The organism is Serratia rubidaea (assembly GCF_016026735.1).
GTDB lineage: Bacteria > Pseudomonadota > Gammaproteobacteria > Enterobacterales > Enterobacteriaceae > Serratia_B > Serratia_B rubidaea.
This window is the reverse complement of record NZ_CP065640.1, coordinates 2822055-2837912: the sequence shown is the minus strand read 5'-3', so window position 1 is coordinate 2837912 and position 15858 is coordinate 2822055. Positions and strand designations below refer to the sequence as shown.

Here is a 15858-nt window from a genome sequence, read left to right as displayed (position 1 = left end):
AAAGGCCCTGTCGACAGGGCCTTGTTATCTATTGCGCGCTTAGCGGCGGTTGCCGAAGATGCGCAGCAGCATCAGGAACAGGTTGATAAAGTCCAGATACAGCGTCAGCGCCCCGACGATGGCGTATTTGCGGAAGCTGTCTTTATCGTCGGCGTTCAGCTGTTCGCCCATCGCCTTCAGCTTCTGGGTGTCGTAGGCCGTCAGCCCGACAAACACCACCACGCCGATATAGGTAATCGCCCACATCAGCGCGCTGCTCTTCAGCCAGATGTTCACCAGCGACGCCAGCACAATGCCGATCAGCGCCATAAACAGCATGCTGCCGAAGCCGCTGAGATCGCGCTTGGTGGTGTAACCGTACAGGCTCATCGCGCCGAACATACCGGCGGTCACCACAAAGGTGCTGGCGATCGAGGTATAGGTATAGGCGATAAAGATGCTCGACAGCGTCAACCCGGTCAGCGCCGAATAGAGCATAAACAGTGACGTCGCCACCGCGCCGCTCAGCCGGTTCACCATGCCGGAGATCACGAAGACCAGCGCCAGCTGGGCGATAATCAGGCCAAAGAAGGTAATCTGGCTGGAGAAGATAAAGTTGAGAATCGCCGGCGTGTTGGCCGCATACCAGGAAACGAAGGCGGTCAGCAGCAGGCCGCAGGTCATCCAGCCGTATACCTGCGCCATATAGGCCTGAATGCCGCTGCCGGCGCGTTCGACGATAGAACCATTGGAGCGTGGATATCGGTCCATGACGGTTACCTTTTACTTGTGGAACAACTGTTACGGGGGCCATTCCCCCACCTGTAATAAGCGTATCACAGAATATCGGCGGCGGCGGTGAGCAAAAGTATGGATTTATTGCCGCCGTTTACCGTTGATTTACCAACGTTTTGCCGCCTGCTGGTCGCTGTCGCGCGCCTCGACCCAGCGCTCGCCCTGCTCGGTGGCCTCACGCTTCCAGAACGGCGCGCGGGTTTTCAGGTAGTCCATAATAAATTCGGCGGCCTCAAAGGCCATGCTGCGGTGGGCGCTGGTGACGCCGACAAACACGATCTCGTCGCCGGGGAACATCTCGCCGATGCGGTGGATCACGCTGACGCGCTGCAGCGGCCAGCGCTCGCGCGCCGTCGCGACGATCTCCGCCAGCGCCTTTTCGGTCATGCCGGGATAATGCTCCAGCGTCAGAGCGCTGACGTTATCCCCCAGGTTGTGATTACGCACCTTGCCGGTAAAGGTCACCACCGCGCCGTCATCGTCACACTGCGCTAGCCAGGCATACTCCTCGCCGACGTTAAATAACGCGCGCTGCACGCGAATACGACTGTTGTCCACCGTCAGCCTCCGGTTACCGGCGGGAAGAACGCCACTTCATCGCCGGCGCTCAGCGGGTGTTCCGCCGCCACCAGCGACTGGTTCACCGCCATCAGCAAGTTGTCGGCCGCCAGCGCCAGCGCCCAGCGGTCGCCGCGCTGACACAGCGCCTGACGCAGCGCCTCGACGCTGGCGAACTCCGCCGGCAGACGCAGGCGGTCCGTGCCGACCAGCTCCCGCACCTGGGCAAAAAACAGGATATCAATCATGATTCAGCCTCAAAATCGCCGGATTTGCCGCCGCTTTTCGCCAGCAGGCGCACCGGACCAATCACCATATCTTTCTGCACCGCCTTGCACATATCGTAGATGGTCAGCGCCGCGACCGACGCCGCGGTCAGCGCTTCCATCTCGACGCCGGTTTTGCCGGTCAGGCGGCAGCAGGTTTCAATGCGCACCCGGTTGTGCTGCGGCTGCGCCTGCAGATTGACCTCCACCTTGCTGAGCATCAGCGGGTGGCACAGCGGGATCAGCTCCCAGGTGCGTTTGGCCGCCTGAATGCCGGCGATGCGCGCGGTCGCGAACACGTCCCCTTTGTGATGACGGCCTTCGACGATCATCGCCAGCGTCGCCGCCTGCATCTCGACAAAGGCTTCGGCGCGCGCCTCGCGCACCGTTTCCGCCTTGGCGGAGACGTCCACCATATGGGCTTCGCCGGCGGCGTTAATGTGGGTTAACTGACTCATAGCATTACTTCTTTAAGTGGGGTTGGAAATTGCAGGGACGGTTACGCGCGTCCAGCTGCGATTCAATAATGCGCTCCCAGGCGGTGCGGCAGGCGCGGGTGGAGCCCGGCATGGCGAAAATCACCGTCTGGTTGGCGATGCCGGCCAGCGCGCGCGACTGAATGGTGGCGGTGCCGATCTCTTCATAAGACACCATGCGGAACAGTTCGCCGAAGCCTTCCACCTGGCGATCAAACAGCGGCGTCAGCGCCTCCGGCGTGTTGTCGCGCGCGGTAAAACCGGTGCCGCCGGTGATCAGCACCGCCTGCACCGCATCGCTGGCGATCCAGGCCGAAACCTGCGCGCGGATCTGGTAAATATTGTCGTTGACCAGCGCGCGTTCCACCACCTGATGCCCGGCCTCCTGCGCCGCCTGCTGCAGGTAGTCGCCGGAGGTATCCTCCGCGATGCTGCGGCTGTCGGAAACGGTCAGAACGGCGACGCGCGCCGCAATAAATTCACTGCTGGCATGACTCATGGATGAGACTCCCTGAAGGTAAGGCCGGACTCAGCCGCCGATAAACGACAGATTCTGCGTAATGCCGCTGTCGCCCTGGTGCAGAAAATGCGTCTGCTTCTTACTGAGCAGACCGCTCTGGATACGCTGCTTCAGTCCCTCCAGCTGGCGATCTTCCGCCAGCAGGTCGCGCAGCGGGATGCCCTGTTCGCCGAACAGGCACAGGTGCAGGTTGCCGATGGCGGAAACGCGCAGCCGGTTGCAGCTGGCGCAGAAATCCTTCTCATACGGCATAATCAGGCCGATTTCCCCCTGATAGTCCGCATGGCGGAACACCTGCGCCGGGCCGTCGCTGCGGCCGCGCGGCTGGCGCTGCCAGCCCTGCTGCTCAAGCTGCCGGCGGATCACCTCGCCGGAAACGTGACGCTGGCGGAACAGTTCGCCGCCCTCGCCGGTTTCCATCAGCTCAATAAAGCGCAGTTGAATCGGCCGCGGTTTAATCCAGGCCAGGAAGGCGTCCAGCTGCTGATGATTGACGTCGCGCATCAGCACCGCGTTCACCTTCACCTTGTCGTAACCGGCGTCGAAGGCGGCGTCGATACCCGCCATTACCTGGCGGAATTTATCCTGGCCGGTGATGGCGTGAAACTGGCGCGCATCCAGGCTGTCGACGCTGACGTTGATCGCGGTCAGGCCGGCGTCGCGCCAGCGCGCCACGTCGCGCGCCATACGATAACCGTTGGTGGTCACCGCCAGCTGACGGATCGCCGGGTTTTCCCGTACGGCGGCAATGATTTCGCAGAAGTCGCGGCGCAGCGAAGGCTCGCCGCCGGTCAGGCGCACTTTTTCAGTACCCAGCTCGGCAAACGCGCGGCTGACGCGGCGGATTTCATCCAGCGACAGGAAGGTTTTGGGACTGACGCTCGGCTGATAGCCGTCCGGCAGGCAATAGGTGCAACGAAAGTTGCACACGTCGGTGATCGACAGGCGCAGGTAATAGAACTTGCGCTCAAAAGCATCGGTAAGTTGGGGCACCATAACACCTTTCCAAATACGGGAGATGCGGACATTTCTATCGCGCACCCTGGTGGCTGACTTCGCCACGGCCCGGGCGCCATATCGCCAAGCGACGTAGGCACAGGGGCTAGGAGTTGTGGTCTCAGCGCAGGTTGCCGCAGCAACCGCAGTGAAACCGTGGTTTTCAGCAAAATTCTAGCGCTAAACGACGCGAATAGCCAACGCGTCTTTTCGCTATGTAATTGTGTATATAGCGTTTTTAGTCGATTGGCCGCTGAACGCCTATCATAACCGCCGCTCCGCCAGGGGAATTGACTAAAATCACCCGAATCACACTCTTTTTCGCCTTTTTCACTCAAATCCGCTACTTTATGCCGATTATCTGTCCGTGATAGACCCGACATAATGCGAGTTGCAGTGAGGCGGCAAAGGGAGGATCCCGATGCGCTGACGCCGGGCGCTGATGCGGCTGGCTGAACGCCGCCAACACGCCTGTAGCTTGAAGTATGACGGGGATAAAAATTGATATCGCCCGCCGCGTCCGCACGACGCCGGGTATAAGGAATATTATGCGTAATCGTACCCTGGCCGATCTGGACCGCGTCGTCGCATTAGGCGGCGGCCACGGCCTTGGCCGCGTGATGTCATCGCTTTCTTCTCTGGGTTCACGCCTGACCGGCATCGTCACCACCACCGATAACGGCGGTTCCACCGGCCGTATCCGCCGCTCGGAAGGCGGCATCGCCTGGGGCGATACCCGCAACTGCCTTAACCAGCTGATTACCGAGCCCAGCGTTGCTTCCGCGATGTTCGAATACCGCTTCAGCGGCAACGGCGAGCTGGCCGGCCACAATCTGGGCAATCTGATGCTGAAGGCGCTGGATCACCTCAGCGTACGCCCGCTGGAGGCGATCAACCTGATCCGCAGCCTGCTAAAGGTGGACGCGGCGCTGATCCCGATGTCGGAGCAGCCGGTGGATCTGATGGCGCACGATCACGAAGGCAACCACGTTTACGGCGAGGTTAACGTCGATCAGCTGACCGCAATGCCGCAGGAGCTGATGCTGTCGCCGCACGTCAACGCCACCCGCGAAGCCCTTGACGCCATCGCGCAGGCGGATCTGATTCTGATTGGTCCGGGCAGTTTTCTGACCAGCCTGATGCCGCTGCTGCTGCTTGACGATCTGGCGCGCGCCCTGCGCCGCAGCAGCGCCAGCATGATCTACATCGACAACCTGGGTAAGGAGCTGAGCGTAGCCGCCGCCTCGCTGTCGCTGCGCGACAAGCTGGCGCTGATGGAGGAAAAAATCGGCCGCGTCATGGTCGACGCGCTGATCGTCGGCCCGCAGACCGATACGCAGTCGGTGCCGGACCGTCTGGTGATCCAGCAAAATCTGGAAGCCAGCGATATTCCTTACCGCCACGACCGTCAGCTGCTGCGCCAGGCGATCGACCAGGCGCTGAGCCAGCTGGCGGCCCGCCGCTAGCGGTTCAGGTCAGTGATTTACGCAAGCTTTAAGTATGACGGGTAGTTACCCTAAATAATTAAAGTTGCAGGAAGGCGGCAAGGGAAGGAATCCCGATGAGCTGACTCCGGTCAGTGATTCGGGTGACTGAGCGCGGCCAGCGCACCTGCAGCCTCAAGTATGACGGGTAGATACCCTAAATAATTAAAGTTGCAGGAAGGCGGCAAGGGAAGGAATCCCGATGAGCTAACTCCGGTCAGTGATTCGGGTGACTGAGCGCAGCCAACGCACCTGCAGCCTCAAGTATGACGGGTAGATACCCTAAATAATTAAAGTTGCAGGAAGGCGGCAAGGGAAGGAATCCCGATGAGCTGACTCCGGTCAGTGATTCGGGTGACTGAGCGCAGCCAACGCACCTGCAGCTTTAAGTATGACGGGTATACCAAGGGTTATTGCTCAGCATCTGTATATACAGCTCCTCCACCTGCGTGCGCGCCCACGGCGTGCGGCGCAAAAACTTCAGGCTGGATTTGATACTGGGATCGTTGCTGAAGCAGTTAATGCGGATACGGTCGGCCAGCTCTTCCCAGCCGTAGTATTCCACCAGTTTGTTCAGCAGCTGCTCCAGCGTAATGCCGTGCAGCGGATCTTTGGGATTGTATGCGCTCATAGCGGTTGCTCGATATCTGTCGCCGGTCTGTGGGCCGCACACCATAATCAGCTTTGCCGGGCGCGACAAGGATTTTCAGCGCCGGCCGCTGCGGGCCGGCGCTGACTGCATCAGGAGATGGCGATAAACTGCTCGCGCAGCTGGTGGATCTCATCGCGCAGCGCCGCCGCCTGTTCAAACTCCAGATTTTGCGCGTGGGTGTACATCTGCGCTTCCAGATCGCGAATTTTCTGCTCCAGCGCTTTCGGCGTCAGCGTCTGATACTGCGCCGCGCTCTCCGCCGCCTTGCCCTTCCCTTTGCCCTTACCGCGCGGTGACGGCTGGCCCAGCTGCAGAATATCGGCGATCTTCTTGTTCAACCCCTGCGGCACGATGCCGTTGGCTTCGTTATACGCCTGCTGTTTGGCGCGACGCCGTTCGGTTTCGCCAATCGCCTTGGCCATCGAGTCGGTGATCTTGTCGCCGTACAGAATCGCCTTGCCGTTCAGGTTACGGGCGGCGCGGCCAATGGTCTGAATCAGCGAGCGTTCGGAGCGCAGGAAGCCCTCTTTATCCGCGTCCAGAATCGCCACCAGCGACACTTCCGGCATATCCAGCCCTTCCCGCAGCAGGTTGATGCCGACCAGCACGTCAAACTCGCCCAGGCGCAGATCGCGGATGATCTCCACCCGCTCGACGGTATCGATATCCGAGTGCAGATAGCGCACCCGCTCGCCGTGCTCTTCCAGATATTCGGTCAGATCTTCCGCCATGCGTTTGGTCAGCGTCGTCACCAGCACCCGCTCATTGATCGCCACGCGCTTGCGGATCTCGGACAAGAGATCGTCGACCTGCGTCGCCACCGGCCGCACCTCAACCACCGGATCCAGCAGGCCGGTCGGGCGCACTACCTGATCGATCACCTCGCCGCCGGATTTCTCCAGCTCATATTTGCCCGGCGTGGCCGAGACGTAGATCGACTGCGGCGCCTGCGCCTCAAACTCCTCAAAGCGCATCGGCCGGTTATCCAGCGCCGACGGCAGACGAAAACCGTACTCCACCAGGGTTTCCTTACGCGAGCGGTCGCCCTTGAACATCGCGCCGATCTGCGGCACGGTGACGTGCGATTCGTCCACCACCAGCAGGCCGTCGGCCGGCAGGTAGTCGAACAGCGTTGGCGGCGGCTCGCCCGGCTGGCGGCCGGAGAGGTAGCGCGAGTAGTTTTCAATGCCCGAGCAGTAGCCCAGCTCGTTCATCATCTCCAGATCGAACTGGGTGCGCTGCGACAGCCGCTGCTCTTCCAGCAGCTTGTTGTTGGCCAGCAGCACCTTGCGCCGCTCCGCCAGATCCGTGCGGATCTCCTCCATCGCCTGCAGGATGCGCTCGCGCGGCGTTACGTAGTGCGACTTCGGATAGATGGTGAAACGCGGCACCACCCGATCCACCTGGCCGGTGAGCGGGTCAAACAGCGACAGGCGCTCCACCTCATCGTCAAACAGCTCGACGCGCAGCGCCAGCTCGTCGGATTCCGCCGGGAAGATGTCGATCACCTCGCCGCGCACCCGGAAGGTGGCGCGCTGGAAGGCCTGATCGTTGCGCGTATACTGCAGCTCGGCCAGCCGGCGCAGGATCGAACGCTGGTCGATCAGCATGCCCTGGGTCAGGTGCAGCATCATCTTGAGATACAGATCCGGATCGCCCAGGCCGTAGATCGCCGACACCGAGGCCACCACCACCACGTCGCGCCGCTCCAGCAGCGCCTTGGTGGCGGAAAGACGCATCTGCTCGATATGTTCGTTCACCGAGGCGTCTTTTTCGATAAAGGTGTCGGAGCTGGGCACGTAGGCTTCCGGCTGGTAATAGTCGTAGTAAGAGACAAAATACTCCACCGCATTCTCCGGGAAGAACGCTTTCATCTCACCGTACAGCTGCGCCGCCAGCGTTTTGTTCGGCGCCAGCACCATCGTCGGCCGGTTGAGATCGGCAATCACGTTGGCGATGGTGAAGGTTTTCCCCGAACCGGTCACCCCCAGCAGCGTCTGGTGCGCCAGCCCGTCCTCCAGCCCCTCTTCCAGCTTGCGGATCGCTTCCGGCTGATCGCCGGCCGGTTTGAAGTCTGAATGCAGTTTGAATAATTTACTCATAGATACCCAAAGTCATTGGCGTTGCGGCAAGAAGACAGAGACGAGCGGCGTCGGCACATCGGGTTGCGCGTGGCTAACGGTGCAGAGCGCCGCGTCGGCACGCCGGGCAGCCAATAAGTATGGAAAGCCGCGGCGTTTTTCGCCAGCCCCTATGATACTGGATATAAAACCAGCTTCAAGCGGATTCGTGGCATTGCCGCCGGGGAGATTCGGGACGTTGCACCGTTAAGGTTACGCTTCGGTGACATTTTTATTGTCAATAACAGATTTATCCCCAGATCGCGCGACAAATTAACTTCTTGATAGCAGAGTGTCGAAAAATCATACATACGACATTAACCGCTTACACAACGTCTTGATTTTAGTTAATTAGTTGATATAAAAGAGAATTAACAAAAAGACGAGAATCCGGACAATGCGAACAGAAGCCGCGTCCTCTCTCGCTTCCCGCCGCTTTTCTAAATCTAATACACAAGGTTATCCACAGGAATAGTGGATAACTCACACCACCCCGCCAGCCACGGGAGTTACAGAAAAAACACTTTTTGCCCTTGAAACGATCCCAAATCGCTTTTTTAGTTATTTTTTGACACTTTTATTGCTTTGTTTATACCTATAAAGACTAACAGCCCCCATTGCCAATCCCGCATTCGGCCGGATCGCCGACTGACGCCGCCGATACCCCCATCGCTATTGCACCATTAGGTTTCGCCGCGGCACCGCCGTAGTGCAAAAAACGTCCATTTTAACTTTTGTCGCCATTTTACCCAGTCTGCACAGGCCAGACGCAGCGCAGCCAAAGCTTAACATGACGATAACAATCACGCGTTTTTCACGTCGGACGATAATATTGGCCCGGGAGTTGCTATCAGGAATAACCGCCGGGCCGACAAAAAAGGCGGGCATCAGACGGCGGCCGCGCTCGACAGCGCGCCGGGCGGCAATAACAGCACACGAGAACGCTGAAAAACGCCCTTTCCGCCGGACTCCGGTATCATTTTGCCGCGTTTCGGGCGGCATTGGGTTCTGAACGTTAAAACACTCGGGAAAGCAAGCGTCAGTCGCGCGGGGCAATGCCATACCCTTGCCCCGATGGCATGAGTGAACAACCGACCGGTAAGGAGAATGCCGTATGTTGAGCCTGCGTTCAGTCAATCAGTTTTATGGGCCGAGCCACACGCTGTGGGATATCAATCTGGAGCTGCCGCGCGGCCAGTGCACCGCCCTGCTGGGGCGCAAGGGCGTCGGTAAAACCACGCTGCTGAACTGTATTGTCGGCCATCTGCCGGTGGTCAGCGGCAGTATGACCTGGCAGCGCGCCGATGAAGCGCCGAAAAACCTGCTGCCGCAGGCGGTGGAGCAGCGTGCGGCGCTGGGCATCGCCTATGTGCCGCAGGGGCGGCAGATCTTCTCGCAACTCAGCGTCGAGGAGAATCTGCAGGTGGCGCTGCTGGCCGGCAGGCCGTCGCAGCAGCGTATCCCGCCGCTGATTTACCAGCTGTTTCCCACGCTGGCGGCCATGCGCCTGCGGCGCGCCGGCGATTTGTCCGTCGGGGAGCAGCAGCAGCTGGCGATCTCACGCGCGCTGGTGCGCGAGCCGGAGCTGCTGATTCTGGATGAGCCGACCGCCGGCATGCGTCCGTCGATCGTCAGTGAAATCGGCGCCGCCGTACAGCGGCTGAACCGGGAATGGGGAATGACCATTTTGCTGGTGGAGCACCGCCTGACGCTGATACGCCGCCTGGCCGACCGTTTTTGCCTGCTGGATCAGGGGCGCAACGTCGCGAACGGCACGCTGGCGCAGCTGGATGACGCCCTGATTGACGCCTACCTGACGGTATGATGCGATGGCGCGGGCGTATGGCCCGCCGCCGTTTACAGTAATGACAGATCCAGATAATGCCCCAGCGGCTGCTGCGTAATCTCCGCCAGGTGCGGGATCTCCCCCAGCAGCGGCGCCGGCAGCAGGCGGCTCAGCGTTGCCAGATACTCCGGGTGGCGCCTGCCCGGCGGCGCGATATCGTTGGCGATCCAGCCGGCCAGCGGCAGCCCCGCCTGACGCACGGCCTGCGCGGTCAACAGCGCATGGTTGATGCAGCCGAGCTTCATGCCCACCACCAGAATCACCGGCAGCTGCTCATCCGTCACCCAGTCGGCAAAGCTCTGCGTCGCCGACAGCGGCGTAAACCAGCCGCCCGCGCCCTCCACCAGCAGCCAGTCGGCGCAGTGCTCCAGCCGCCGCAGCCCGGACGACATCACCGTAAACTCAATCGGCTGCTGCAGATCGGCGCTGACGATATGCGGCGACGTCGGCTCGGCAAAGGTGTAAGGGTTCACTTCATCATAGGCGAGCGCCACGCCGCTGTGGCGCTGCAACGCCAGCGCATCCTCGTTGCGCAGCCCCTGCGGCGTCATCTCACTGCCGGAGGCCACCGGCTTATATCCGGCGCTGCGAAAGCCCGCCAGGTTCGCCGCCTGCAGCAGCGCGCTGCTGGCGATAGTCTTGCCCACTTCGGTGTCGGTGCCGGTGACAAACCAACGCTTAATCACAATAAATCACTCCATAAACCACATGATAACTGAGCGGAAATTCGCCGTGCTGGCGCGGATAGGCCGCCTGCAGCGCCGCCAGGCGGCGACGCGACAGCAACCCGGCATCGCGCCCCTGATGCAGGTGCGTGGCGCCGATGCCCTTTAATGAGCGCATCAGCGTCATCACGTCCGGGTAATGCAGCGTCTGCCAGCACGGGTCCAGGCGATAACGGTAGGCCGCGCAGGCGGCCTCAATCTGCGCGAGCGGCAGGAAATCATTCACATGGCGCTCGCCGTCAACCTGCTGCCAGGCATCGCCCAGCTGATGCAGCGACCCCTGCGCCAGGGTGGAAAACAGCACCAGTCCGCCGGGGCGCGTGACGCGGCGCAGCTCCGCCAGCCCGCACGCCAAATCGCTGCACCACTGCACCGCCAGGCTGCTGAAGCTGAGATCGACCGCCGCATCCGGCAGCGGGATATGTTCGATATCCCCCAGCAGATAGTGCTGCGCCGCCTGCTGACTGCGGGCGTACGCCAGCATGCCCGGCGCCAGGTCCAGCGCCGTCACCTCTTTGCCCAGTTCCCGCCAGCGGCGGCTGAAGTAGCCGGTGCCGCATCCGGCGTCCAGCACCTGCCGCGCCGGATGGCCGACGCCGCTCCCCAGTAAGCGCTCGCCAACCTCCCGCTGCAGCACCGCCGCGCCGTCGTAGCTGCCCGCCGCGCGGCTGAAGGCGGAGGCCACCGCCTGTTTATTGACCGTGTTACGCGCTGATGGCATGCAGTACCTCCAGCAGTCGATCGATATCCTGTTCCTGATGCGCCGCGGTCAGCGTAATACGCAGCCGCGCCCCGCCCGGCGGCACCGTCGGCGGACGAATGGCGCTGACCCACAGGCCCTGCTCGCGCAGCCGCTGCGCCAGATCCAACGCCCGCTGGTTGTCCCCCACCAGCAGCGGCTGAATGGCGGTCTGCGAAGCGCTCAGCGTCAGCGGCAGGCCGGCCACGCCGCGGCGGAAACGCGCAATATGCTGCTGCAGCCGGCTGCGCAGCGCATCACCCTGCTGCACGCAGCGCAGCGCCGCCTGCAGCGCGCAGGCCTGCGCCGGCGGCATCGCGGTGCTGTAAATCAGGTGGCGGGCGAACTGCAGCAGATACTCGGCCAGCGGCTCGTCGCACACAATGGCCGCGCCGCTGACGCCGAACGCCTTGCCGAAGGTCACCACCAGCGCCTCCGGCCGCACGCCCTGCTGCCAGCAGCTGCCGCGCCCCTGCTCACCGTGGACGCCGATGCCGTGCGCATCGTCCACCATCAGCCAGGCGCCGGCCTGGCGGCTCAGCTGCTGCAGCTGCGCCAGCGGCGCGCTGTCGCCATCCATGCTGAACACGCCTTCGGTCACCACCAGCTGTTGCCCGCCGCAGGGTTTCGCCAGCAAATCCGCCAGCGCCGCCGGCTGGTTATGGCGGAAACGCCGCAGCTGCGCCGGTGAGTGAGCGGCCGCTTCCAACAGCGAGGCATGGCTGAGCTTATCGGCCAGAATGCGGTCGTCCGCCTGCATCAGCGCCGCCAGCAACGCCTGATTGGCGGCGTAGCCGGAGATAAACAGCAGCGCGCGCGGATAGCCGAGCCACTGCGCCAGCTGCTGCTCCAGCTGCTGGTGCGCCTCGCTAAAGCCGGTTACGTGGCCGGAGCCGCCGCTGCCGACGCCATACTGCCGCGCCCCCTGCTGCCAGGCATCGATCACCGCCGGGTGCTGGCTCAGCCCCAGATAGTCATTGCCGGAGAAGTTGAGATAGCGCTGCTGCTGCAGCTGAATATGGCGGCCATTGCCGCCCCGGTTTACCTGGCGCGATCGATAAGCGGCGCTCGCGCGCCGCTCGGTTAACGCCTGTTCAATACGTTGCTGCCAGCTCATTCAGGGCGCCGCGTTGTAAAACTCGGCGTTATCGGCCGTCAGCAACTGCTGCGCCAGCACCTGCTGCTGCTGGTTGTCGCCGTGCTCGGTAGCGGTCTGCTCCGGGTTCAGCCCCAGTTTACGGAACAGCAGCAAATCCTTGTCTTCTTCCGGGTTCGGCGTGGTCAGCAGCTTGCAACCGTAGAAAATCGAGTTGGCGCCGGCCATAAAGCACATCGCCTGCGTCTGCTCATTCATCTGCTCGCGGCCGGCGGACAGACGTACGTAAGAAGCCGGCATCATAATGCGCGCCACCGCGATGGTGCGGATAAAGTCGAACGGGTCGACATCCTCGTTATCCGCCAGCGGCGTGCCCTTGACCTTGACCAGCATATTGATCGGCACGCTCTCCGGCGGCTTCGGCAGGTTGGCCAGCTGCACCAGCAGGCCGGCGCGGTCACGCACCGTCTCCCCCAGGCCGACGATGCCGCCGGAGCATACTTTAATGCCGGCGTCGCGCACGTTGTCCAGCGTATCCAGACGCTCCTGATAGCTGCGGGTGGTGATGATGTTGCCGTAGAATTCCGGTGAGGTGTCCAGATTGTGGTTGTAGTAGTCCAGCCCCGCCTCCGCCAGCCGTCCGGCCTGGGATTCATCCAGCGTGCCCAGCGTCATGCAGGTTTCCAGCCCCATCGCCTTCACGCCCTGCACCATCTGCTGCAGATACGGCATATCGCGCTCGTGCGGGTTTTTCCACGCCGCGCCCATGCAGAAACGCGTGGAGCCGGCGGCTTTCGCCTTGCGCGCCGAATCCAGCACCTGCTCCACCTGCATCAGGCGCTCCGCTTCCAGCCCGGTTTTATACCGCGAGCTTTGCGGGCAGTATTTACAATCTTCCGGGCAGGCGCCGGTCTTAATCGACAACAGCGTACTGACCTGCACCTGGCGCGGGTCAAAATGGCGGCGGTGTACGGTTTGCGCTTCAAACAACAGCTCAAGCAGCGGCTTATCAAACAGGGCCTGGGCTTGCCCCACTGTCCAGTAAATACGGTCGGCCATTACGGCGTCTCCAAAACGAAAAAAGTGTCGTCAGTTTAGATATTGTGGATATACTGTCAACCATTCTGTAATTGATTTGGTTTACAACTTATGTCCTTGTCTCCCGCCGATCTCGACTTCGATCAGCGCCACATCTGGCACCCTTACACCTCGATGAGCCACCCGCTGCCCTGCTATCCGGTAGAGGCGGCGTCCGGCGTGGAACTGCAGCTGGCGGACGGCCGCAAACTGGTGGACGGCATGTCCTCCTGGTGGGCGGCGATCCACGGTTATAACCACCCGCAGCTGAACCAGGCCGCTACCCGGCAGCTGGAGAAAATGTCGCATGTGATGTTCGGCGGCATCACCCATCCGGCGGCCGTCGCGCTGTGCCGTAAACTGGTGGAGATGACGCCGTCCGCGCTAGAGTGCGTGTTTTTGGCCGATTCCGGCTCGGTAGCGGTGGAAGTGTCGCTGAAGATGGCGCTGCAGTATTGGCAGGCGCGCGGTGAAAAGCGCCAGCGGATCCTGACGCTGCGCCACGGCTATCACGGCGATACCTTTGGCGCGATGTCGGTGTGCGACCCGGATAACTCCATGCACAGTCTGTATCAGGGCTACCTGACGCCGCATCTGTTTGCCGCCGCGCCGCAGTGCCGCTTCGGCGACGAGTGGGATGAACAGGATATCGCCCCCTTCGCCGCACTGCTTGAACAGCACGCCGGCGAGGTGGCCGCGGTGATCCTGGAGCCGGTGGTGCAGGGCGCCGGCGGCATGCGCATTTATCATCCGCACTATCTGCGCCGGGTGCGGGAACTGTGCGACCGTCACGATGTGCTGCTGATCGCCGATGAAATCGCCACCGGCTTTGGCCGCACCGGCAAGCTGTTCGCCTGCGAGCACGCCGGCATTACGCCGGATATTCTGTGCCTGGGCAAGGCGCTGACCGGCGGCTATATGACGCTGTCCGCCACGCTGACCACCCGCCACGTGGCGGAAACCATCAGCAACGGCGCCGCCGGCTGCTTTATGCACGGCCCGACCTTTATGGGTAACCCGCTGGCCTGCGCGGTGGCCCACGCCAGCCTGACGCTGCTGACGGAAAACCACTGGCAGCAGCAGGTAGCAGCGATTGAAAAGCAGCTGCAACAGCAGCTGCTGCCGCTGACGGCCGCATCTAACGTGGCGGACGTGCGCGTGCTGGGCGCCATTGGCGTGGTGGAGATGAAACAGGCGGTGGATGTGGCGCAGGTGCAGCGGGAGTTTGTGGAACGCGGGGTGTGGATCCGGCCGTTCGGCAAGCTGGTGTATCTGATGCCGCCGTATATTATCCGCCCCGAGCAGCTCAGCCGCCTGACCGACGCCATCGCGGCCATTGCGGACTGAGTATTACCAGTGCTGGTCCAGATAGCGGGCCAGCCAGACCAGCACGCCAATCCACAGCAGAATAATCATCGCCATGGCGAAGCGACCGCGCGGGTTATCGATACGCTGCTGCGCCTTCTGCCGCAGCTCGTCCATCAGCGGCTTCGGGATCAGACGCACCGCCAGCATAATGCCCAGCGGCACCAGAATCACATCGTCCAGATAGCCCAGCACCGGGATAAAATCGGGGATCAGATCGATCGGCGAGACCGCATAGCCGGCCACCAGCAGCGCAATCAGCTTGGCGTACCACGGGGTGCGGCGATCGCGCGCCGCCAGCCACAGCGCCACAATATCGCGCTTGATGCCTTTGGCCCAACGGCGCAGCCAGCCAAACCACGGCGTACGTTTTTTCAGTGAAATCATGATGGCGTCATTACAGGATGGACAGCCTTACGGTCTGTTAAGGGTTTCGCCCGCACGAGCCGGCGTGATGTTCCCCTGCCGGCGGGCGCTAAATTCAGCGTTTAACTCTATGCACAATCCGCCAGACGCGCAACTGCCAATGTCGCCAAAAAGTTAAATCGTTGTTATCGCCGCAGACTATCAGCGCCACGCCGGGCTTGTGCCGAGGCGGCAAAACGATCTAGTTTGAAGCTTCGCTTTTATTCGCCAACAGGAAACCAGCATGACTTTTCGTTTATACAGCAATGATCTGCAGGACGGCGCCGCCATGCCGGAGGCGCAGGTATTTAACGGTATGGGCTATCAGGGGGAAAACCTGTCGCCGCATCTGGCGTGGAGCGGCGCGCCGGCGGGCAGCAAGAGTTTCGTCGTAACCCTGTTCGACCCCGATGCGCCAACCGGCTCCGGCTGGTGGCACTGGGTGGTGGCCAATATTCCGGCCGACGTCAGCGAACTGCCGACCGGCGCCGGCTCCGGCCGTCCGGGGCTGCCCGCCGGCGCGCTGCAGACCCGTACCGACTTCGGCAAGGCCGGCTACGGCGGCGCGGCGCCGCCGCAGGGGGAAAGCCACCGCTACCAGTTCACCGTCCACGCGCTGGACGTAGAGCATATTGAGGTCGACGCGGACGCCAGCGGCGCGATGGTCGGCTTCAACGTGCATTTCCACAGCCTGGGCAGCGCCAGCCTGACGGTGCTCTACCGCTGACAGCGACAGCGCGGAGCGCGGCAGATGCGCTC

At 62.0% G+C, this 15858-nt stretch carries 17 protein-coding genes and 1 riboswitch; of the genes, 4 read left to right on the top strand and 13 right to left on the bottom strand.

The window, feature by feature from the left end; translation table 11 throughout:
• Positions 1-39 precede the first annotated feature (39 nt).
• The 6 genes from I6G83_RS13285 to moaA all read right to left on the bottom strand — a co-directional run bounded on the left by I6G83_RS13285 (position 40) and on the right by moaA (position 3590).
• Positions 40-750, bottom strand: a complete 711-nt coding sequence (locus I6G83_RS13285; protein ID WP_015671410.1) for a Bax inhibitor-1/YccA family protein — start codon at positions 748-750, stop codon at positions 40-42.
• 129 nt (positions 751-879) lie between these two features.
• The gene (gene moaE / locus I6G83_RS13280; RefSeq protein ID WP_054305958.1) at positions 880-1332 is read right to left on the bottom strand and encodes a molybdopterin synthase catalytic subunit MoaE; all 453 of its coding nucleotides are present in this window, start codon (positions 1330-1332) and stop codon (positions 880-882) included.
• Positions 1333-1334: 2 nt separating this feature from the next.
• Positions 1335-1580: a molybdopterin synthase sulfur carrier subunit gene (gene moaD, locus I6G83_RS13275; protein WP_054305957.1), complete on the bottom strand. Its 246-nt coding sequence runs from the start codon at positions 1578-1580 to the stop codon at positions 1335-1337.
• Positions 1577-2056: a cyclic pyranopterin monophosphate synthase MoaC gene (gene moaC / locus I6G83_RS13270; protein ID WP_015671407.1), complete on the bottom strand. Its 480-nt coding sequence runs from the start codon at positions 2054-2056 to the stop codon at positions 1577-1579. The genes moaD and moaC overlap by 4 nt, the downstream gene beginning before the upstream one ends.
• 4 nt (positions 2057-2060) lie before the next feature.
• A complete protein-coding gene (gene moaB / locus I6G83_RS13265; RefSeq protein WP_054305956.1) occupies positions 2061-2573 on the bottom strand; it encodes a molybdenum cofactor biosynthesis protein B in 513 nt (170 codons plus the stop codon).
• A 30-nt stretch (positions 2574-2603) separates the two neighbouring features.
• Positions 2604-3590, bottom strand: a complete 987-nt coding sequence (gene moaA, locus I6G83_RS13260; protein ID WP_015671405.1) for a GTP 3',8-cyclase MoaA — start codon at positions 3588-3590, stop codon at positions 2604-2606.
• Positions 3577-3715, bottom strand: a riboswitch (molybdenum cofactor riboswitch). Its footprint overlaps the gene before it by 14 nt.
• 423 nt (positions 3716-4138) lie before the next feature.
• On the opposite strand from moaA, the gene yvcK reads away from it, so the two are divergent.
• Positions 4139-5056, top strand: coding sequence for a uridine diphosphate-N-acetylglucosamine-binding protein YvcK (gene yvcK / locus I6G83_RS13255; protein ID WP_015671404.1), 918 nt, complete (start codon positions 4139-4141; stop codon positions 5054-5056).
• Positions 5057-5459: 403 nt separating this feature from the next.
• Here yvcK and I6G83_RS13250 read toward each other — a convergent pair whose 3' ends face one another.
• Together I6G83_RS13250 and uvrB are read right to left on the bottom strand one after the other, a co-directional pair.
• On the bottom strand, positions 5460-5705 hold the full coding sequence (locus tag I6G83_RS13250) for a VF530 family protein (RefSeq protein ID WP_015671403.1): 246 nt from the start codon (positions 5703-5705) through the stop codon (positions 5460-5462).
• 110 nt (positions 5706-5815) lie between these two features.
• Entirely contained in the window at positions 5816-7828 is a 2013-nt protein-coding gene (gene uvrB / locus I6G83_RS13245; protein ID WP_054307676.1) for an excinuclease ABC subunit UvrB, read from the bottom strand.
• A gap of 1132 nt (positions 7829-8960) precedes the next feature.
• Between uvrB and I6G83_RS13240 the strand changes: the two genes are divergently transcribed.
• Positions 8961-9671 carry an ABC transporter ATP-binding protein gene (locus tag I6G83_RS13240; RefSeq protein WP_015671401.1) on the top strand — a complete coding sequence of 237 codons (711 nt, stop codon included), beginning with the start codon at positions 8961-8963 and terminating at the stop codon, positions 9669-9671.
• Positions 9672-9703: 32 nt separating this feature from the next.
• Here I6G83_RS13240 and bioD read toward each other — a convergent pair whose 3' ends face one another.
• Genes bioD through bioB form a run of 4 tightly spaced genes read right to left on the bottom strand, consistent with a single transcriptional unit; the run spans position 9704 to position 13311 of the window.
• Positions 9704-10378 (bottom strand): dethiobiotin synthase, encoded by a 675-nt coding sequence (gene bioD / locus I6G83_RS13235; protein ID WP_054307677.1) that lies wholly within the window; start codon positions 10376-10378, stop codon positions 9704-9706.
• Entirely contained in the window at positions 10371-11138 is a 768-nt protein-coding gene (gene bioC, locus I6G83_RS13230; protein WP_054307678.1) for a malonyl-ACP O-methyltransferase BioC, read from the bottom strand. The genes bioD and bioC overlap by 8 nt, the downstream gene beginning before the upstream one ends.
• Complete coding sequence (gene bioF / locus I6G83_RS13225; RefSeq protein ID WP_054307679.1) at positions 11122-12273, bottom strand: 8-amino-7-oxononanoate synthase; 1152 nt, start codon at positions 12271-12273, stop codon at positions 11122-11124. Before bioF ends, bioC begins: the two co-directional genes overlap by 17 nt.
• Entirely contained in the window at positions 12274-13311 is a 1038-nt protein-coding gene (bioB, locus tag I6G83_RS13220) for a biotin synthase BioB (protein ID WP_054307680.1), read from the bottom strand.
• A 90-nt stretch (positions 13312-13401) separates the two neighbouring features.
• Between bioB and bioA the strand changes: the two genes are divergently transcribed.
• On the top strand, positions 13402-14676 hold the full coding sequence (gene bioA / locus I6G83_RS13215) for an adenosylmethionine--8-amino-7-oxononanoate transaminase (protein WP_054307681.1): 1275 nt from the start codon (positions 13402-13404) through the stop codon (positions 14674-14676).
• Positions 14677-14679: 3 nt separating this feature from the next.
• On the opposite strand, the gene I6G83_RS23680 is transcribed toward bioA, so the two are convergent.
• The gene (locus I6G83_RS23680) at positions 14680-15081 is read right to left on the bottom strand and encodes a YkvA family protein (RefSeq protein WP_015671395.1); all 402 of its coding nucleotides are present in this window, start codon (positions 15079-15081) and stop codon (positions 14680-14682) included.
• Positions 15082-15343: 262 nt separating this feature from the next.
• Here I6G83_RS23680 and I6G83_RS13205 point away from each other — a divergent pair, with 262 nt between their 5' ends.
• Entirely contained in the window at positions 15344-15826 is a 483-nt protein-coding gene (locus I6G83_RS13205; protein WP_015671394.1) for a kinase inhibitor, read from the top strand.
• The last annotated feature ends 32 nt before the right edge of the window (positions 15827-15858 follow it).